We start from the raw sequence: 18,371 nt of genomic DNA, 5'->3' as shown, positions 1-18,371 counted from the left end.
GGACCCCGCAGGGAGGCCACACGACAGTGCGCAGCGCGGACGGGACCCGGCTCCGCGCCTGGTGCAACGACGGCACCGGCACCCCCGTCCTGCTGTGCAACGGGCTCGGCGCACCGCCGGCGGCCTGGCCCCAGGTCGTCGGCCGGGGCAGCGGCTTCCGGGTCGTGACCTGGGACCACCGCGGCCTGGGCGGCTCCGCGCGGCCGGCCGACCGCGACCGGGTCCGCGTCGAGGACCACGTGGACGACGCCCGCGCGGTCCTCGACGCCTTCGACCTGCCCTCGGCCGTGGTCGTCGGCTGGTCGCTCGGGGTCAACGTGGCCTTCGAGCTGGCCCTCGAGGAGCCGGCCCGGGTCCGGGCGGTGCTCGCCGTGGCCGGCGTCCCGGGCGGCAGTTTCTCGTCGATGTTCGCCCCCTACGGCGTCCCGCGTCGGCTGCGGCCGCGGGTGGGCCGGCTGAGCAGCCGGCTGCTGCCCGTCGTCGGCCCGCTGCTGCCGGTGGTCGTGGCGAGCTTGCCGCCGTGGCACGAGCTGCTGTCGCCGGATGCCGTGCGCGGGCCGGCGCGGGAGGCCCTGACATCGGTGCGGCACCCCGGCGCGCTGTACGCGGTGCTGCACGAGTTCTCCCGGCACGACTGGGGCTGGTACCGGCACCTCGCGCTCGCCGTCGCCGCGCACGCTCCGCTGGACGTCTCGCCGGTGCGCTGCCCGGTCACGTTCCTCGCGGGCCGCTACGACGCCCTGGTCGACGTCCGCGACGTCCGGGCGGCGGCGCGGGCGGTCCCGGGTGCCCGGCTCCGGACGGTGCCGAGCACCCACTTCCTGCCGCTGCAGTACCCCGGCGTGGTGCGCGAGGAGCTGGCCCGGCTCGCGCCGTCGACCGGCTGACCGCGGGCTCAGCCGGGACCGGGGCGGCGGTCCCGGACGTAGGAGCCGGGCGCCGGCTCCAGTGGCGGGTGCCCGGCGCTGCCGAGCGGCCCCGGCGCGGATGTCTCCCCGCCGGAGCGTGCCAGCACCCACTCCGCCCAGGCCTCCCACCAGCTGCCGGTGTGCCTCTCGGCGCCCGCGCGCCAGGCGTCCGGGTCCGGGCCGGGCTCGCCGCCGGTCCAGGAGTGCGCCTTCGGGTTGCCCGGCGGGTTGACCAGGCTCTGGATGTGGCCGCTGTAGCTCAGCACGAACGTGCTCGGCCCGGAGAGCAGCTGCGTCGTCCGGTAGCAGCCGCGCCAGGGCGTGAGGTGGTCGGTGAGGGCGCCGGTGACGAAGGTGGGGACGGTGATCCGCCCGACGTGCACGGGGGTGCCGAGCACCCGCAGCACGCCGGGCCGGACGAGCGCGTTCGTGCCGAAGATCTCCAGGAACTCCTCGTGGAGCCGGGCCGGGAGGTTCGTGCCGTCGGCGTTCCACGCGAGGATGTCGAACGCGGGCGGGTCCTCACCCATGAGCCACTGGTTCACCAGGTAGTTGAAGATCAGGTCGTCGGGGCGCATCCAGCTGAACACCGAACCCATGTCGCGGGCGCTGATGACGCCGCGGCGGCGGGACCCCCGGCGCGCGCGGTCGATCAGCCGGGGACCCGAGAACGCGCCGAGCGGCGCCCGGCTGGAGAAGTCGAGCAGGGTCACCGCGTAGCCGGCGGCGTGCACCCGGTCGTCGCCGGTCGCGGCGAGGTGGTTGAGCGCGGTCGTCATGATCTGCCCGCCCGCGCACAGCCCGAGGGTGGTGACGTCGGGGGAGCCGGTCACCTCCCGGGCGACGTCGACGGCGGTGACCACTCCGCCGGCGTAGGCCTCCAGGCCCCAGTCGGCCTGTTCCCTGGTCGGGTTGCGCCAGCTGACCATGAAAACCTGCAGGCCCCGGCCGACCAGGTACTCGACCAGGCTGCGCCCGGGCCGCAGGTCGAGGAAGTAGAAGCGCCCGATCGGTGGCGGGACGATCACCAGCGGGCGCTGCCGGACCCGGGCCGTGGACGGCCGGTACTGGAGGACCTCGACGACCGGGTCGCGGTGGACGACGGCCCCCGGGGTCACGCCGAGGTCCTCGCCCACGGTGAAGGCGGCGGTGTCCACCTGGGTGGGCATCCCGCCGTTGTGCAGGACGTCGTGGACCAGGTGACCGAGCCCGCGGACCAGGCTCCGGCCACCCGTGTCGAAGGCCCGCTTGAGCGCCGCCGGGTTGCCCAGCAGGGTGTTCGTGGGCGCCAGGGCGCTGGTGAGGGCGGTGAGGACGAAGCGCGCTTGCTCCACCTGGCGCCAGTCGGCGCCGCTCGCCTCGTAGTCGTCGACCAGCCGGGAGATCGATCCCGTCATCGCCAGGTAGCCCTGGGCGAGGCGCCGGTAGCCGGGGTTGCCGGACCAGGCCGGGTCGGCGAAGCGCTTGTCCCTGGGGGAGGGGGCGGTCCCATCGGTGCCGCGCAGGATGCGGACGGCGTCCCGACCCAGGGTGGCCACTTCGCGGGCCACCGGCCGGGGCTGGGTCAGCACCGAGACGAGGCTGCCGGCCATACCGCGCGGTGAGGGGAGGGCGACGTCCTCCGCGCTCTCCACCGAGGCGAGTGCCTCGGACTCGCGCCGGGGGACGGGCGCCTCCCGGTAGGCGGGTCCTTCGCCGCGGAACGCCTCCCGGTCGACGGGCCCTTCCGCGCGGAAGGCGCGGTCCGGTGTCCGGGATGTCGTGGTCACCGTTCCTCCTGCGGGGCAGGTCGCATGGTGCACTGACGCTAGCGCCGGGCGTGGGGACGCGGCATCCCCGGCGGGTGCCGGCCGGGCGCTCCGGCCGACCCCGACGACCGGCCGCGACGGCCCGGCACCCGGGTGGGGCGCCGTGCCCCGCCCGCCCTCCGTCGTCCTCCGTCGTCCGAGGAGAGGAGCCGCCGTGATCGCTCGGACCTGGCGCGGTTGGGTGCGCACCGCGGACCGCGACGCCTACGTCACCTACGTCGACGACACCGGCATCGCCCACTACCGACGCACGCCCGGCAACCGCGGCGCCTGGCTGCTGACGCGGGACCTCGACGACGGTCGGACGGAGATCGTCACGCTCAGCTTCTGGGAGTCCCTCGACGCGATCCGCGGCTTCGCCGGGGACGACGTCGGCCGCGCCGTCTTCTACCCGGAGGACGACCGCTACCTCCTCGACCGTGAGACGACGGTGACGCACTACGAGGTCCCGGTGGCGGACGCCTGAGCGGCTCGTGCCCTTCCCGCCGGGGAGCGGGGGGAGGACGATCCCGGGGAGCAGCACCCAGAGGGAGACCCAGGCCGACGATCCGCCGGGAGACCGTGATGCCTGCCGAGCCGGTGCCCGCCGCGCACACGCCCACCGCGCCCATGCCCGCCGCGCCCATCCCCGCCGAGCCGCTGCTCGACAGCGGTCGGTTCGCCCGGGGACCGTTCGCGCCGGTCACCGAGGAGGTCACGGCGTTCGACCTGCCGGTGACGGGAAGGCTGCCCGCCGGGCTGGACGGACGCTACCTGCGCAACGGACCCAACCCGCTCGGCCTGGACGAGCCCGTCCAGCACTGGTTCCTCGGCCCGGGCATGGTGCACGGCGTGCGGCTGCGGGACGGCCGGGCCGAGTGGTACCGCAACCGCTGGGTCCGGTCGCGGCAGGTGGCCGGAGCGCTGGGGGAGCAGTGGCCGGGAGGGCCCGTCCACGCCGGCATGGACTTCGCCGCCAACACCCACGTCGTGGCGCACGCCGGGCGCATCCTCGCCACCGTGGAGGCCGGCCCGCTGCCGTACGAGCTGACCGACGAGCTGGACACGGTCGGCCCGTGCGACTTCGGCGGCACGCTGCCGGGCGGCTACGCCGCGCACACCAAGCTCGACCGGCGGACCGGGGACCTGCACGCCGTGGCCTACTTCTGGGGTTGGGACCACGTGCAGCACGTCGTGATCGGCCCCGACGGCCGGGTGGGCGGCACGACCGACGTCCCCGTCCCGGACGGGCCGATGATGCACGACTTCGCCCTCACCGAGCGGTACGTGGTCCTCCTCGACCTGCCGGTCACGTTCAGCATGCCCGCCGCGGTGTCCGGCTCCCCGCTGCCGTACGCCTGGAACGCCGGGCACCAGGCCCGGCTCGGGCTGCTGCCCCGGGAGGGTGCCGTCCGCGAGGTCCGCTGGTTCGAGGTGGACCCCTGCTGGGTCTTCCACACGCTCAACGCCTACGACGACGGCGACCGCGTCGTCGTCGACGTGTGCCGGTACGAGGGCTCCTACGACCTGTCCGCCCTGACCGGGCGGGGCCCGCTGACGCTGGACCGCTGGACCGTCGATCCCGCCGCCGGCACGGTGGCCCTGCAGCGCCTCGACGACCGCCCGCAGGAGTTCCCGCGCGTCGACGAGCGGGTCGTCTCCCGGCCGCACCGCTACGGCTACGGCGCCGTCATCGGTGAGGTCAACCCCTCGACCGTGCGGATGAGCGGAACGTTCCAGGACGGCGCGTTCGCCTCCGCGCTGCTCAAGCACGACCTGGCCGCGGGAGCGGTCGAGGCGCACCGGTTCCCGCGCGACGCGACCGTCGGCGAGGCCGTGTTCGTGCCGTCTGCGCCCGACGCGGCCGAGGACGACGGCTACGTCCTGGCCTTCGTGCACGACCCCGACCGGGGAGCCACCGACCTGGTGGTCCTCGCGGCGCAGGACTTCGCCGGTGAACCCGTGGCCCGCGTGCACCTGCCGGCGCGCGTTCCGCTCGGCTTCCACGGCAGCTGGGCGGCCGACCGCTGACCGGGGCGGCCGGCCGGGGGCGGGCCGGGGGCGGGCCGGACCGTGCCCCGGCCCGCCGATCATCGGTCAGGCCGACGGGGTCAGGTCCCGAACGCTCGAGCTGACGCCGAGCGCCAGGCGGCGGCCCACCCGCAGACCGTGGTCGGCCACCGTCCAGGCCGCCTCGACGAGGTCCTCGGGCCGCACGAGCGAAGCCGGGATCAGCGCGCGGACGACCGTCGTGACGCTGCGGACGACGCCGTCCACGGCGTCCGCGCCGCTCCGCGTCGCCCGGTCCAGCTGATGCCGGGCCTGCTCCTGCTCGCGCAGCGCGAGCAGGTCGGCCCGGGCCACGGTGACCATCGGGCCGGCGCGCTCACCGTCGTCGCCGTCGGCGGCGCGGTCGACGGCCTGGCGCGCGACCAGTTGACGGATCTCGTGGGTCAGCTCGCCGTGAGCCCGGACGAGCTCGTCGAGCCTGGCCGCGGCGTTCCGGGCCGCGGCGTCGGCTCCCGCGTCGGGGCGCGCGGCGTCGGCTCCCCGGTCGGGGCGCGCGACGTCGTCCTGCCGATCCCGGGACGCCGCGGTCGAGGAGTTGGTCTTCGTGGACGCGGTCATGGGTCCTCCTGGGGGTGAACCGTCTGGACCGCCTCAGCCTGTGCCCGGCACGTGAACCGCATCCGGGCACGGTGTGCCCGGGAGGAGGCGCGCCGGGGAACTCCCCGGCCCGCGTCCGGACCGCGGGGCTCCCGGCCGCGTCAGGCGCTGAGCCGGAGGCGCCGCTGCTGGCGCAGCTGCCGCCGCTCGCGCTCGGACAGGCCACCCCAGATGCCGAAGCGCTCGTCGTTGGACAGCGCGTACTCCAGGCACTCGAGGCGCACCGCGCAGCCGCTGCACACGCGCTTGGCCTCGCGGGTGGAACCACCCTTCTCCGGGAAGAACGCCTCCGGGTCGGTCTCCGCGCACAACGCCTCCAGACGCCACGACTCGTCCCCGGCCGGGGTCGCCGACGGCCACGCGCCGGCCTCGGGCGCCGCCGCGGCGGGCTGGCTGGTCGCGGCCTCGCTGAGCACGGACAGGTGGGGGCGGGAGAAGGAAGGCACGGGAAGCTCCTCGGACGTGGGGGGGGCGCGGTCGGTGTGACGGACCGGTACGACAGCATCGCTGTCCGTCACGTTACGGAAACCCGGCCGCCCGCGCACTGGCACAAGGTGAACTCATCCGTGGTGTCCCCTTGGCGAACTCTGGTGGTGCCGGGCCGGGCCCTCGGCGTGTCCGCCGCTCCGGTGACCGTGGACGCCGGGGCTCCGACCCCGCCGCTGGCCCGACCAGCGCGTCGCGCGATCCGCCCGGTCCGGCAGGATCGTGCCGGCGAGGTCCGGGGCAGGGCGTCGGACGACGGCGCGGTCGCCGGGAGCGGCGGGAGGGCGGGACCTGGGATGGCGACGAGCGAGGTCGACCTGCGGCGGCGGTGGTCGGACGGGCGGCCGTGCCACGGCCTGTGGAGCGTGCTGCCGGGCGCGGTCACGGGCGAGGTCCTGGCGCGGACCGGAGCCGACTTCGTCGTCGTCGACCTGCAGCACGGCGGTGTGGCCGAGGCCGAGCTGCCGGGTATCACGGCGGCGATCACCGCGGCGGGCTCGGTGCCGCTCGTCCGGACCCGCAGCCCGCTGTTCGCCGACGTCGGCCGCCCGCTCGACCTGGGCGCCCGCGGCGTCATCGTGCCCAACGTGCGCGACGCCGACCACGCCCGGGAGGTCGTCTCCGCCGGCCGCTACGCCCCCGCCGGTGGACGATCGATCGGCCGGCTCTCCGGCGGGGCCGACCAGCCGCTGGTGATCGCCATGGTCGAGACCGCGACCGCGCTCGACGACCTCGACGCCGTCCTCGCCGTCGAGGGCCTGGACGGCGTGTACGTCGGTCCGGGTGACCTCTCGCTGTCCCTCGGGCTGAACGGCGCGGACCGCCGGGGGGAGCTCCGCGCCGTCCTGTCCTCGATCGTCGCCCGGGCCGGCGCCGCCGGGGTGCCCGTCGGCGTCCACGCCTACAGCGGCGAGGAGGCCGCCGGCTACGCCGCCGAGGGCGCGACGATCGTGACGGTCGCCAACGACTCCCTGTCGCTGGGCGAGGTCATGGCGCACCACCTCGGCGTCGCCCGCGAGCGGTCCGGCCCGGCCGGGGCCTGAACGGGCCGGCAGCCGAGAGCGCCGCCGTCCCCTCCCGCGGCGGAGATGGCCATGTCCGCCGCTCCGTCGTCGCCGCCGCGGGGGCGCGGACGTCCCGACGGGTGCCGGGGGCGAGCTCGCAGGAGTACGAACTCGCAGGAGTGCGAAGGAGCCACGAGCGGATCCGGTTCGTCCCAGCATCCACCGACCATCCGGGGGAGTGGCGATGTCCCGCGCGATCACGGCGGCCGACGCCGACCTCGTCGACCTGTTCGAGCGCATGTGCGCCGCCTGGACGGCGGGGGACGCCGACGGGTACGGCGCCTGTTCCACCGAGGACGGCGACTACGTCTCGTACGACGGGGCGCGCGCCCGGGGGCGGCGCGTGATGGTCGAGAACCACGACCGGCTCTTCCGAGGCGTCCTGACCGGCTCCGCGCTCGTCGGGCAGGTCGAATCCGTCCGCCACCTGCGGGACGACGTGGCCGTCGTGCACGCGACCGGCTCGGTCCTGATGCCGTGGCGGGCGAGCGTGCCCGGACGGCGTCTCTCCCGGCAGACGATCGTGGCGGTGAGGACCGATCACGGCTGGAGGATCGCGGCCCTGCACAACGGGCGGGTGCGGCCGGTGAGGATCCCCGCGCCCGACTCGCTGCCGTCGCGGGCCTCCCGGGCGATGACGCGCCGCGCGGGCCCTGCGCATCGGCTGGGCCGCCGACGGCGGATGACCTGGGGCGGCCGGGTCACCCGCCGTACGGACGCGTGATGATCTCCAGGACGTGCCCGTCCGGGTCCTTCCAGTACACCCCCCGGCCTCCGTCGTTGGTGTTGATCCGCTCGGGCTGGCGCTCGAAGGGGTCGGCCCAGAAGTCCAGCCCGCGGGCGCGGATCCGACCGAAGATCGCGTCGAACTCGTCCTCGGTCACCAGGAACGCGTAGTGCCGCGGGTGGACGGGGTCGTCGTCCATGAAGTCGAGGGAGACGTCGTTGTCGAGCTGGACCACCGCGAAGGGGCCGAACGAGCTGGGGGCTGCGAGCCCGAGCAGGTCGGCGAGGAAGGTCGCCGACCGCTGCTTGTCCCGGGCGGAGACGATGGTGTGGTTGAGCTGGACGGGCACGAGAACTCCCTCCGACGACGCGTGCTCGGCGAGGGCCGGTACTCCCAGCCAAGCACCGGGGCCGCCGTTGGCGTACGTCTCGATCGCGGGCGAGCCGGCGGGGCGACCGGCCGACCACCGATCCGGGTGAGCCGGGCCCTCGGCCGGGGTCGACGACGCGGGCCGGTAGGAGAGCGTCACCGCCCCCGACCGGATCGGCTGCACGCCGATCAGCTCGAGGTCCGGACGGGCCGGCCGGGGCGCGGAGCGCGGCGTGCCCTCGCCGAGGTCCATCGGTTCGCCACGAGGCGGTACCCGCCGACCAGACGCAGTACCGCGGACGCCGGCCTGCGCCCTGCTCGTGCAGCGCGCGCAGCGGGCTGCATGTCCCTGAGCGGCCCACCACGGGACACGGGAGCAGCGTCTCCGCGGGAACGGGGTCAAGGCGAACGGCTCGACGGCGTTCCCGCGGGAACGTCCGCGGACTGCGGCGGTGCGTGTCCCCGAGCGGCCCGCTACGGGACAGGCTCGGCGTCGACCCCCTCGAGGTGTGCTGCGAAGCCGACGACGGCGATCACCTCCTGCGCCAACCCCCTCCCGACGGCCAGGGCCGTCTCCACTGGCCTCCGGGCGGTCGGCGGAACCTCCCCCAGCCGTCCTCCGGACTCGCCGTGGTCGCCCGGCAGCCGCCACCGTCGAGCGCGCGCCGAGGTGATGTCCCGCGCGTCCATAACGAGTTGGTAGCCGGGGGCGACCTCCTTGTCGATCGGCCCTCCCGGCGGGATCGTGAGCGCACCGCGGCGGACGCCCGGGAACCGGAACCTCCGCGGCCGGACCGGGGATGGACCGTCATGCTGTGGGCGACCGTGAGCCTTGTCGGATTCCTGCTGGTGACGGCCCTGGTGATCGTCCTCGCGCGGAGTTCCACCGCTCGCTGGGAGCGGCAGAGGAGGGCGGCGCGAGCGCCCTGGATCCAGCGGGTCCCGCCGTCGGCTCCGCCCGCCCACGGCATCGCCCGGGTGCGCGGCGGACTCGCGCGCGGGGTGGCAGCGGTGCGGCACGCCGTCCGGACCCGTCCGGTGCCTCAGGCGCTGACCCGGGCACTCGGGGCGGCCCGGGTCCGGGCCGTCTCCGGCGTTCGCGCCGGCCGCCGGTTCGTCCTGCGGCGCGCGCGGGCCGAAGGCGTCGCCTCGCCGGTGACGGGGACCAGCGGACCGCCGGCCGTCCAGGGAGCGGGGAGCGGCGCCGTCCCGGACGGACCGCCGCTGCCCCCCGGGGCGGGCACCGCACGCCCGGGATGCGAGCCGCGGCCCCGCCGGCGGCCGCGCCGGCGCTCCCCGCGTCGGCACACGCTCCGGCTCGCGCTCCGGCTCGTGCACCGGCACGACCGGGGTCGGAACCACGGCCGGACGTCGACGACGGCCGGACCGCAGCCCGACGAACCCCCTGCCGACGGCGCCGGAGGAGCCCGGCGTACGCAACGGTCGGACGGGCGATCCGCCGGGACGTCGATCACACCCGGGACCTGACAGACCTGACCCCTCGCGGCGGGCGGACCCGGGCCACGCTGTCCCCGTGGCGGGTGTGCCCTCCGACTACGACGCGGCCCCGGAGGGCTACCGGCTGGGCATGGCGGTCGGCCGCGCGTTCCCTCGGTGAGCCTCTACGGCGAGGTCGCCTCCCGGCTGGCGGCCCTGGGAGCGCGCCGGGTCCTCGACGTGGGCTGCGCCGACGGCGTGCTGCGCTCGGCGATGCCGCCCGGCCCGGTCGTCGTCGGCCTGGACGTCGCGGCGGCCATGGTGCGCGCGCACCCGCCTCCGGTGGTCCGGGGGGAAGCGGCGCGCCTGCCGTTCGCCGATGCCGCCTTCGACGCGGTCACCGCGATCGACGTGCTGTACCAGCTGGCCGACCCGCGCCACGCGCTGCGCGAGGCCCGCAGGGTGCTGCGTCGCGGCGGGACGCTGCTCGCCAGGTCGATCGCTGCGGACGACTGTCGGCTACGCCGATGCGCACGTCACGGGGACAACACCCGGGCAACAGGCGGTCCCGACAGGGTGCGTGCACACCGCCGATCCACCGCTGGAGCGATCATGACCATCCTGCACGCACTGGGCACCGACGTCCGCCGGGCCGGGCCCGGGGACACCGCCGCGGTCGGTTCCGTCCTCGCCGCCGCCTTCACCGACGACCCGGTGTTCCGCTGGCTCGTCCCCGACGCCGGGGTCCGCGCCGCGACGAACCGCGAGTTCTTCCACGTCCTGGTCGACCTCCTGGCCTCCCACGACGACACCTGGACCACCGCGGTCGGGGTCCACGGTGCGGCGCTGTGGGTCCCGTACGGGCACGAGGCGATGTCCGAGGAGGCAGGGGCCGGCTTCGCGGCCCGGCTCTCCGAGCTGTTCCACCCGCACGCCGACCGCGTCGAGCAGGTGATCGCCGCGATGGAGCGGGTCCACCCCACCGAGCCGCACGAGTACCTGTGGTTCCTCGGCGTCGCCCCCGACGTCCAGGGGCGCGGGATCGGCAGCAGCCTGCTGGCCCCGGTGCTCGAGCGGGCCGACCGCTGCGGGCACCCTGCCTACCTGGAGGCGACCAGCCCGCGCAGCCGCGCCCTCTACGAACGGCACGGCTTCGTGGCCGCGACGCCGATCGCGGCTCCCGGCGGGCCGCCGCTCTGGCCGATGTGGCGCCCGGCCGCCTGAGCGCGGCCGAGGGAGCATCGCAGCGGGGAGCGGACCGAGGCGTCCTCAGCTCCTGGGCCGCCGCCCGATCCGGGAGCCGAGCCAGGTCAGCGGGTCGAACCTGCGGTCCGCCACCCGTTCCTTCAGCGGGATGATCCCGTTGTCGGTGAGGTGGATGCCTTCCGGGCAGACCTCGCTGCAGCACTTCGTGATGTTGCAGTAGCCGAGACCGAACTGGTCCTGCGCGTCCTCGCGCCGGTCGAGCACGTCGAGCGGGTGCATGTCGAGCTCGGCGAGGCGGATGAGGAAGCGCGGTCCGGCGAAGGCCGCCTTGTTCTCCTCGTGGTCACGGATGACGTGGCAGGTGTCCTGGCAGAGCCAGCACTCGATGCACTTGCGGAACTCCTGCGAGCGCTCGACGTCGACCTGCTGCATCCGGTGCGCGCCGTCCGCGTCCCGGGGGCCCGGCGTGAACGCGGGGATCTGCGCGGCCTTGACGTAGTTGTAGGACACGTCGGTGACCAGGTCGCGGATCACGGGGAAGGCGCGCAGCGGGGTGATGGTGACCGTCTCGGTCTCCGCGAACGTGCTCATCCGGGTCATGCACAGCAGTCGCGGCCGCCCGTTGACCTCCGCGCTGCACGAGCCGCACTTGCCGGCCTTGCAGTTCCACCGGACGGCGAGGTCGCCGGCCTGGGAGGCCTGCAGCCGGTGGATCACGTCGAGGACGACCTCGCCCTCGTTGACCTCCACGGTGAACGTCTGCAGGTCGCCGCCGGTGGCGTCGCCGCGCCAGACCCGGAAGGTCGCGTCGTAGCTCATCCCGGGACCTCCTCGAAGATCTCGGCGAGCTCCGGCGGCATCTGCGGGAGCGGCTGCCGGGTGAGGGACACCCCGCCGTCCGGGGCGAGGACGCAGACGAGGTTGGTCGTCGCCCACTCGGCGTCGGTGGCCGGGAAGTCGTCGCGGGTGTGACCGCCGCGGCTCTCCTGGCGTTCGAGAGCCGCTCGGGCGATGCACTCGCTGACGAGCAGCATGTGCGGCAGGTCCAGGGCGAGGTGCCATCCCGGGTTGTACTGCCGGTGTCCCTCGACGGAGAGGTCGGCGACCCGCCTCCGGAGTTCCGCGATGCGCTCGAGCGCCCGCTCGATCTCCGACGCCGTCCGGATGATGCCGACCAGGTCGTGCATCGTCTGCTGCAGGTCCTGCTGGACCGTGTAGGGGTTCTCGCCGCCCTCCCGGTCGAAGGGCTCCAGGGCGGCGCGGGCGGCGTCGGCCAGCGCGGCCTCGGGAAGTGCGACCCCGCCGGTGTGCTTCAGGGCGTGCTCGGCCGCGGCCAGGCCCGCCCGCCGGCCGAACACCAGCAGGTCCGACAGGGAGTTGCCACCGAGCCGGTTCGACCCGTGCATGCCGCCGGCGACCTCGCCCGCCGCGAAGAGCCCCGGAACGCGTGCCGCCGCGGTGTCGGGCTCGACCTCCACCCCGCCCATCACGTAGTGGCAGGTCGGACCCACCTCCATCGGCTCGGCGGTGATGTCGACCTCGGCCAGCTCCTTGAACTGGTGGTACATCGAGGGCAGGCGCTTGCGGATGTACTCCGCGGACCGGCGCGACGCGATGTCGAGGAACACCCCGCCGTGCGGCGTGCCGCGGCCGGCCTTGACCTCGCTGTTGATGGCACGGGCCACCTCGTCGCGCGGGAGGAGCTCCGGCGGTCGGCGGTTGTTCTTCTTGTCCTCGTACCAGCGGTCCGCCTCGTCCTCGGTCTCGGCGGTCTCCTTGCGGAAGAAGTCGGGGATGTAGTCGAACATGAACCGGTTGCCGGCGGAGTTGCGCAGGACGCCGCCGTCCCCGCGCACGCTCTCGGTGACGAGGATGCCGCGCACCGACGGCGGCCAGATCATCCCGGTGGGGTGGAACTGGACGAACTCCATGTTCACGAGCGTGGCGCCGGCCTGCAGGGCCAGGGAGTGCCCGTCGCCGGTGTACTCCCAGGAGTTCGAGGTGACCTTGTAGGACTTGCCGATCCCGCCGGTGGCCAGCACCACCGACGGGGCCTGCCAGGCGACGAAGCGGCCGGACTCCCGCCAGTAGCCGAACGCGCCGGTGATGCCCTGCTCCTCGCCGGCACCCCCGCCCGCGACCGGTCCGGTCAGCAGGCGGGTGACCGTGCACTCCATGTAGACGTCGATGCCGAGCGCCACGGTGCGTTGCTGGAGGGTGCGGATCAGCTCCAGCCCGGTGCGGTCACCGACGTGCGCCAGCCGGGCGTAGCGGTGTCCGCCGAAGTCGCGCTGGCTGATCAGCCCGTCGGGGGTGCGGTCGAACAGCGCGCCCCAGTCCTCGAGCTCCCGGACCCGGTCCGGCGCCTCCTGGGCGTGCAGCTGCGCCATCCGCCAGTGGTTGAGCATCTTTCCGCCGCGCATCGTGTCGCGGAAGTGCACCCGCCAGTCGTCCTCGGGCCAGAGGTTGCCCATCGCCGCGGCGATGCCGCCCTCGGCCATCACCGTGTGCGCCTTGCCGAGCAGCGACTTGCAGACCACCGCCGTCCGCGCGCCGTTCTCGTGGGCCTCGATCGCGGCCCGCAGGCCCGCGCCGCCGGCCCCGACGACCACCACGTCGTACTCGTGCCTCTCCAGCTCCATCAGAAGAACCTCAGGTCCGTAATCGTGCCGGTGGCGAGGAGGAAGACGTAGAAGTCGGCGAAGGCGACGCTGAACAGCGACGCCCACGCGTACTGCATGTGCCGGGCGTTGAGGCGGGACACGGCGGTCCAGAACCGGTAGCGCAGCGGATGCCGCGAGAAGTGGTTCAGCCGGCCGCCGACGATGTGCCGGCAGGAGTGGCAGGAGAGCGAGTACAGCGCCAGGAGGACGGCGTTGACGAGCAGGACGAGCGTGCCGAGCCCCATGTGCCCCCACTCGCCGGTCTCGTCGCGGAAGGCGAGGACCGCGTCGTACAGGAGGATCACGTTGATGACGAGCGCCGCGTACAGGAAGTACCGGTGCACGTTCTGACCGACGAGCGGGAAGCGGGTCTCACCGGTGTAGCGGCGGTGCGGCTCGGCGACCGCGCAGGCCGGCGGCGACAGCCAGAACGACCGGTAGTAGGCCTTGCGGTAGTAGTAGCAGGTCAGCCGGATGCCCAGCGGGAAGACCAGGATGTAGAGCGCCGGCGAGATCCACGTCGGTCCGGTGAACAGCTCCGGGAACGTGTCGCCCTCGCACGCGGTCGTGAGGCAGGGCGAGTAGAACGGCGAGATGTAGGGCTCGGCGAAGTAGTGCGCGTTCTGGAACGCCCGGATGGTGGCGTAGACGATGAACGCGACGAGCACCAGGACCGTGACCAGCGGCTGGACCCACCACCGGTCGGTGCGCAAGGTCCGCGCCTCGATCTCGGCCCGGCGCGGGGGCGCCGATCCGTTCCCACCTCCGGCGGCGACCGCCCCGTTGCGTGGAGCGGCCCTGGTCAACGAGTCGCCCCGCCCGGGAGGCCGATGCCGTCGTCCATGCCGTCGTCCCAGCTGACCGACCCGAACTGCGGGGTCTGCGCCGCCGCGGGCTGCGCGCCGCAGAGCAGGTCGAGGTCGTCGCGCAACCGGGAGACGTCGAGGCGCAGGCGGCGCACGTCGACGGTGTCCCGGAAGTGACCCGTGACCCGGGCGCACGCCCGCTCCACCTCGTCGACGGCGCTGCGCGCCGCCGCCACGTCCTGTTCCAGCGACATCCCGGCCCCCAGATGCGTGCGGCCACCAGCCAGCGACGAGCGCAGTCGACCACGGACGGCGCTGCGAGGAAAGGGCCTCCGCGGCGGGCGGCACGACCGACGGCGCGTCCGGCGTGGAGCCGACGTCCCGGGCCGACGCCCGACCGGCCGCCCGGTGCCCGGAACGGCCGGCGGGCCGACCCGCCGTGCGTTCAGATGCCCGTCTCGGCCGGCAGGACGCCCCGCCGGACGGCGCCGACCAGGTCGGCGTGGTCCCGTTCGGTCTGGTCGGCGTAGGCCCGGGCGAACCGGCAGAGGGCCTCCCGGACCTTGCGCCCGCCCCCGAGGTAGCCGGCGATCATCGACGCACCGCTGGTCCGGGCGTGCCCCTTGGCCAGCAGGTAGCCGCAGATGCCGGCGTAGTCGGTCAGCGCGGTGGCGTCGATGCCGTCGACCGCGATCGCGCCCTTCATGTCGCGGAACTGGCGGACGTAGTACTGGACGTCGCCGACGCTGGTCCACCCGAGGAGCGGGTCGCTGACCGTCTGCACCGCCTGCTGGTACTCGACGACGCGCTGGCCCTGGTGGGCGTGCCAGGCCGAGTCGCCGTGCACGAACGGGGCGACCACCGAGCGCCTGGCCTGCTTGAGCTGCAGGAACAGCACGTCGTCGGTGCTGCTGCCCTCGCACAGGGCGACCCAGGCGCGCAGCCCCACGGATCCGACGCCGACCACCTTGTGCGCCAGGTCGACGAGGCGGTAGCCGCCCACCACCCGGGCCCAGTGCGTCGGCAGGGTGCGCAGGTAGTCGTCCAGCGCCGCGGCCAGACGGTCCGCCTCGGCCGCTTCCGGCCGGGTGATCAGCGGCGGCTCGGTGACGATGTGCCGGACACCGTCGCGCTGCTCGGTGATCCGGGGCAGCGCACGGTCGCTGGTACGCCTGCGCGCTCGTCGGGCGGAGGTCTCGATCTCGGCGCGCAGGGCCGTGCGCGGCGCCGTCTCCAGCATCCGGTCGACGTCGAGCCGCTCGTAGGACCGGGCGAGCAGCGGCTGCTCGGCCAGGGCGGCGATCTGCATCCGGTACTCCTCGACGCACCGCGCCACCGCGGTCCCGCACGCGTCCTCCGGAGCGCCGTTCTGCCGCCCGGCCACCCAGACGCTCGCCGTGAGGCGCCGCAGGTCCCACTCCCAGGCACCCGGGTGCGCCTCGTCGAAGTCGTTCAGGTCGAACACGAGGTCGCGCTCCGGGGAGGCGTAGAACCCGAAGTTGCCCAGGTGGGCGTCACCGCAGATGACCGGCGTGATCCCGGTGACCGGCAGTGCGGCGAAGTCGGCGGCGTGCACGTTGGCCGCGCCACGGAGGAAGGCGTACGGCGAGGCGATCATCCGCCCGATGCGCACCGGGACCAGCCAGTCCAGGCGGCCCTCGTGCGACCGGCTCACCTGCTCGACGACGTCCGGCCGCCCGGGTTCCGGCGCCCAGTCCCCGAGACCGGCACGCGGCGCCCGGTCCCGCAGCCGACGACCGAGCGCGTAGCGCTCCGCCCGGGGCGAGGCGCTGTGGCGCAGGGACCGGAAGCCCCGGCTGTCGGCCGCGGTCAGCACGGTGTGCCGCCCCCACCGCTCCTGCTGTTCGGTCACCTCACGGAGCTTGGCAGCCTCCTCTCGGCCTCGGACCCCTTCCGGACGCCGGCGCCGGCCTTCGCGCGTCCGACGGGAGCTCCGGTCAGCCCCGGTGCAGGTCCTCGATCCTCGTCGTCGACGGAGTGCTCACCCCGGCCTACAGACCGAGCGCCTGGCGGACCCGCGCCACGTGCCGGCGGGCGACCGGCACGGTCTCGTGGCTGCGCGTGTCGGTGGCGAGGAAGAGCGCGCCCTTGAACCCCGGCTCGATCTCCCGCACCCGGCCGAGGTTGACGAGGAAGCGACGGTGGACGCGCAGGAACCCCCGGCCGCCGAGTTCCTGCTCGAGGCGGTCCAGACCCCGGACGGCGGCCAGCAGTCGTCCCTGGTCGGTCGTCAGCCAGACGTTGTCGTGGTCGGTCTCCGCGTACCGGATCTCGCGGGGGTCGAGGAGGACCCAGCGGTCGTCCCGCAGGGCGACGACCCGGTGCGGGAACGGGTGCGGGTCAGGGGCGCCGAGGACCGGCTCGTCGAGGAGGTCCGGGGCACCGGCGTCGCCGGTCGCCCGGAAGGCCAGCAGCGCGCCGATCACCTGCGATGCGTCGAACACGGGCCGGACGGAGACCGGGAGGGGCTGGTCGAGGAAGGGGACGAAGAGCAGCGTCGACCCGCTCCACGCGTGGTCCTGCCGGGCGCGGGCGGTCGCCCGCCGGGTGAGCTGCAGCAGGGCGGGGACCTGCGGCATCCACCGGTCCGACGGTGCGTACGCCGGGGCGTCCGCCGGCGTGCCCAGCAGGACGGCGGCCTCGGTGTTCGCCAGCACGACCTTCCCGACCGTGTCCACGACGGCCAGCGGCGTCCCCGGCGCCTCGCGGGCATCGGCCAGGGCGGCCGCGAGCAGCGTGCCGGTGTGCCGCGCCCGCCGGCGCAGCTTGGCCTCGGTGGCGGCGGCGGCCGCGCGCAGCCACGGCAGGACGGCGTCGGGCAGCGGCGTCTTCCAGCACGAGATGTCGAGGGTCGCCAGCGGGTCGCGGGTGACGACGTCGCGCACGGCGACGCCGGCACACATCCACAGGTGGAATCCCCGGCACCAGTGCTCCGGGCCCCGGACCAGGACGGGGTGCTGGTTCTCCAGGGCCGTGCCCATGCCGTTGGTGCCGCTCGCCCGCTCCGACCAGGCCGACCAGGCGGCGAGATTGCTGTCCGCGGCCAGGGACTGGATGCGCCGGCTACCCCAGGTCGCCAGGACGTGTCCGTCGCAGTCGGTCACGGTGGCCAGGCCGTCGACGCCGTCGATGTCCCGTGCCGCCCCGCTGGCCAGGCCGCCGAGCTCGGCGGAGACCACGTCGTGCTCGATGGAGTGCGCGGTCCCCCCCGCCGCGGCGGGCGCCCGTTCCAGGTGCGGGCTGACCTCGTACTCCTCGCGGCACCGGTACCAGGACACGAGGATGTCGGGACGGACCCCGTGGACGCTGTCCGCGCCGGCGGCGAACCGTTCCCGGGCGGCGGCGATCCGTCGGAGGCTCTCGTCGGAGAGCGCGACCCCGTTCGTCGCGCAGAAGGCGCCTGTCGTCGGGTGTTTCGCGCCGTTCATCCAGTTCGCCTTGGGCTCGGGGGAGCGAGCGTCCCACGATCGGTCGAGCGGTCGCCTGACCCGAGGCTAGCCACCGGCGGACGGTGTTCCAACGACGTCGGGCGCGGCAGCCGGGAGGGGACGCAGGCGCTGCCGCCGGGGAGGAGGCGCCACTGGCACCACGGGCCGATCGCGCGAAGGACGCCGTCCCACCTCTCGCCCGGGCACGACCGTCGCGGGCCACGGGAAGGGACCGCGTCGGTCCCCGCGTCACGGAGACCGACGAGCACGAAGACCGAGCAGCACGAAGACCGAGCAGCACGAAGACCACGAGAAGGTGAGGTCCTTGACCACCCTCACACCGGACCGATCCGAGCAGCTGCACCGGTTCGGGTTGGACAAGCAGAACGAGGGGACGCTGGGCCGGTTGCTGGCGACCGGCAACGTCGCGCAGGCCGAGGAGGGGCCCGACGGACGGATGTCCGCCACGATCCGGATCGTCCCCGACCAGCTCGTCTGGGACCCCTCGGTCCTCGTCCTGCCCCACGGCGGCGAACTCGACATCGAGTTCCTCAACGACGACCAGAACACCCACTGCGCGCTCGTGCCGAGCAACGGTGACAGCCAGTGGGTCTGGCTGCCGAACTACACCCGGGGAACCGTCCACGTCGTCCTCGACGGCCCTGGCTACTACTGGTTCAGCTCCAACGTCGGCAACGACGAGGGCCGGGGTCTGATCGGCGCGATCGTCGTGATGGGCGACGTCCCGGCGTCGGCTCGGCTCGACCGCCCGCCGCAGCCACGACCGTAGACAGGAGCAGTC

At 74.6% G+C, this 18,371-nt stretch carries 17 protein-coding genes; 7 read left to right on the top strand and 10 right to left on the bottom strand.

Features of this window, described 5'->3' with window-relative positions:
• Positions 1-26 precede the first annotated feature (26 nt).
• Positions 27-887 (top strand): alpha/beta fold hydrolase, encoded by an 861-nt coding sequence (locus tag OF117_RS07835; protein ID WP_263552259.1) that lies wholly within the window; start codon positions 27-29, stop codon positions 885-887.
• 8 nt (positions 888-895) lie between these two features.
• Here the strand turns inward: OF117_RS07835 and OF117_RS07830 are convergent, their stop codons facing one another.
• Positions 896-2,677 carry a PHA/PHB synthase family protein gene (locus OF117_RS07830; protein ID WP_263552258.1) on the bottom strand — a complete coding sequence of 594 codons (1,782 nt, stop codon included), beginning with the start codon at positions 2,675-2,677 and terminating at the stop codon, positions 896-898.
• 193 nt (positions 2,678-2,870) lie between these two features.
• Between OF117_RS07830 and OF117_RS07825 the strand changes: the two genes are divergently transcribed.
• The gene (locus OF117_RS07825; protein ID WP_263552257.1) at positions 2,871-3,182 is read left to right on the top strand and encodes an antibiotic biosynthesis monooxygenase family protein; all 312 of its coding nucleotides are present in this window, start codon (positions 2,871-2,873) and stop codon (positions 3,180-3,182) included.
• Between the two features lie 98 nt (positions 3,183-3,280).
• Complete coding sequence (locus OF117_RS07820) at positions 3,281-4,726, top strand: carotenoid oxygenase family protein (protein ID WP_263552256.1); 1,446 nt, start codon at positions 3,281-3,283, stop codon at positions 4,724-4,726.
• A 66-nt stretch (positions 4,727-4,792) separates the two neighbouring features.
• Here the strand turns inward: OF117_RS07820 and OF117_RS07815 are convergent, their stop codons facing one another.
• Together OF117_RS07815 and OF117_RS07810 are read right to left on the bottom strand one after the other, a co-directional pair.
• Positions 4,793-5,323, bottom strand: a complete 531-nt coding sequence (locus OF117_RS07815; RefSeq protein WP_263552255.1) for a hypothetical protein — start codon at positions 5,321-5,323, stop codon at positions 4,793-4,795.
• Positions 5,324-5,463: 140 nt separating this feature from the next.
• The gene (locus OF117_RS07810) at positions 5,464-5,808 is read right to left on the bottom strand and encodes a WhiB family transcriptional regulator (RefSeq protein ID WP_263552254.1); all 345 of its coding nucleotides are present in this window, start codon (positions 5,806-5,808) and stop codon (positions 5,464-5,466) included.
• A 336-nt stretch (positions 5,809-6,144) separates the two neighbouring features.
• Here OF117_RS07810 and OF117_RS07805 point away from each other — a divergent pair, with 336 nt between their 5' ends.
• Entirely contained in the window at positions 6,145-6,891 is a 747-nt protein-coding gene (locus tag OF117_RS07805) for an HpcH/HpaI aldolase family protein (protein ID WP_263552253.1), read from the top strand.
• A 205-nt stretch (positions 6,892-7,096) separates the two neighbouring features.
• Entirely contained in the window at positions 7,097-7,636 is a 540-nt protein-coding gene (locus tag OF117_RS07800) for an SgcJ/EcaC family oxidoreductase (protein WP_263552252.1), read from the top strand.
• On the opposite strand, the gene OF117_RS07795 is transcribed toward OF117_RS07800, so the two are convergent.
• Positions 7,614-8,261 (bottom strand): VOC family protein, encoded by a 648-nt coding sequence (locus OF117_RS07795; protein ID WP_263552251.1) that lies wholly within the window; start codon positions 8,259-8,261, stop codon positions 7,614-7,616. The genes OF117_RS07800 and OF117_RS07795 overlap by 23 nt on opposite strands.
• Positions 8,262-9,622: 1,361 nt before the next feature.
• Between OF117_RS07795 and OF117_RS07790 the strand changes: the two genes are divergently transcribed.
• Positions 9,623-10,669, top strand: a complete 1,047-nt coding sequence (locus OF117_RS07790; RefSeq protein ID WP_263552250.1) for a GNAT family N-acetyltransferase — start codon at positions 9,623-9,625, stop codon at positions 10,667-10,669.
• Between the two features lie 45 nt (positions 10,670-10,714).
• On the opposite strand, the gene OF117_RS07785 is transcribed toward OF117_RS07790, so the two are convergent.
• The 6 genes from OF117_RS07785 to OF117_RS07760 all read right to left on the bottom strand — a co-directional run bounded on the left by OF117_RS07785 (position 10,715) and on the right by OF117_RS07760 (position 17,569).
• Complete coding sequence (locus tag OF117_RS07785) at positions 10,715-11,470, bottom strand: succinate dehydrogenase/fumarate reductase iron-sulfur subunit (protein ID WP_263552249.1); 756 nt, start codon at positions 11,468-11,470, stop codon at positions 10,715-10,717.
• Positions 11,467-13,293, bottom strand: coding sequence for a fumarate reductase/succinate dehydrogenase flavoprotein subunit (locus OF117_RS07780; protein WP_263552248.1), 1,827 nt, complete (start codon positions 13,291-13,293; stop codon positions 11,467-11,469). Before OF117_RS07780 ends, OF117_RS07785 begins: the two co-directional genes overlap by 4 nt.
• Positions 13,293-14,027 (bottom strand): hypothetical protein, encoded by a 735-nt coding sequence (locus OF117_RS07775; protein ID WP_263552247.1) that lies wholly within the window; start codon positions 14,025-14,027, stop codon positions 13,293-13,295. The genes OF117_RS07780 and OF117_RS07775 overlap by 1 nt, the downstream gene beginning before the upstream one ends.
• Before the next feature lie 89 nt (positions 14,028-14,116).
• Positions 14,117-14,374 (bottom strand): hypothetical protein, encoded by a 258-nt coding sequence (locus OF117_RS07770; RefSeq protein WP_263552246.1) that lies wholly within the window; start codon positions 14,372-14,374, stop codon positions 14,117-14,119.
• Between the two features lie 191 nt (positions 14,375-14,565).
• The gene (locus OF117_RS07765; protein WP_263552245.1) at positions 14,566-15,993 is read right to left on the bottom strand and encodes a DUF2252 domain-containing protein; all 1,428 of its coding nucleotides are present in this window, start codon (positions 15,991-15,993) and stop codon (positions 14,566-14,568) included.
• Positions 15,994-16,132: 139 nt separating this feature from the next.
• Positions 16,133-17,569 (bottom strand): DNA-binding protein, encoded by a 1,437-nt coding sequence (locus OF117_RS07760; RefSeq protein ID WP_263552244.1) that lies wholly within the window; start codon positions 17,567-17,569, stop codon positions 16,133-16,135.
• Positions 17,570-17,894: 325 nt separating this feature from the next.
• Between OF117_RS07760 and OF117_RS07755 the strand changes: the two genes are divergently transcribed.
• Positions 17,895-18,359, top strand: coding sequence for an MSMEG_3727 family PQQ-associated protein (locus OF117_RS07755; RefSeq protein ID WP_263552243.1), 465 nt, complete (start codon positions 17,895-17,897; stop codon positions 18,357-18,359).
• Positions 18,360-18,371 lie beyond the last annotated feature (12 nt).

Origin of the sequence: Geodermatophilus sp. YIM 151500 (assembly GCF_025716945.1) — a bacterium.
Taxonomy (GTDB): Bacteria; Actinomycetota; Actinomycetes; order Mycobacteriales; family Geodermatophilaceae; genus YIM-151500.
This window is presented reverse-complemented; position numbering and strand designations above follow the sequence as displayed.

Excerpts from the sequence above, each read along its gene's own strand:
- OF117_RS07820 (WP_263552256.1), top strand. The coding sequence starts at position 3,281 with ATGCCTGCCGAGCCGGTGCCCGCCGCGCACACGCCCACCGCGCCCATG.
- OF117_RS07815 (WP_263552255.1), bottom strand. The coding sequence starts at position 5,323 with ATGACCGCGTCCACGAAGACCAACTCCTCGACCGCGGCGTCCCGGGAT.
- OF117_RS07805 (WP_263552253.1), top strand. The coding sequence starts at position 6,145 with ATGGCGACGAGCGAGGTCGACCTGCGGCGGCGGTGGTCGGACGGGCGG.
- OF117_RS07800 (WP_263552252.1), top strand. The coding sequence starts at position 7,097 with ATGTCCCGCGCGATCACGGCGGCCGACGCCGACCTCGTCGACCTGTTC.
- OF117_RS07795 (WP_263552251.1), bottom strand. The coding sequence starts at position 8,261 with ATGGACCTCGGCGAGGGCACGCCGCGCTCCGCGCCCCGGCCGGCCCGT.
- OF117_RS07785 (WP_263552249.1), bottom strand. The coding sequence starts at position 11,470 with ATGAGCTACGACGCGACCTTCCGGGTCTGGCGCGGCGACGCCACCGGC.
- OF117_RS07780 (WP_263552248.1), bottom strand. The coding sequence starts at position 13,293 with ATGGAGCTGGAGAGGCACGAGTACGACGTGGTGGTCGTCGGGGCCGGC.
- OF117_RS07770 (WP_263552246.1), bottom strand. The coding sequence starts at position 14,374 with ATGTCGCTGGAACAGGACGTGGCGGCGGCGCGCAGCGCCGTCGACGAG.
- OF117_RS07760 (WP_263552244.1), bottom strand. The coding sequence starts at position 17,569 with ATGAACGGCGCGAAACACCCGACGACAGGCGCCTTCTGCGCGACGAAC.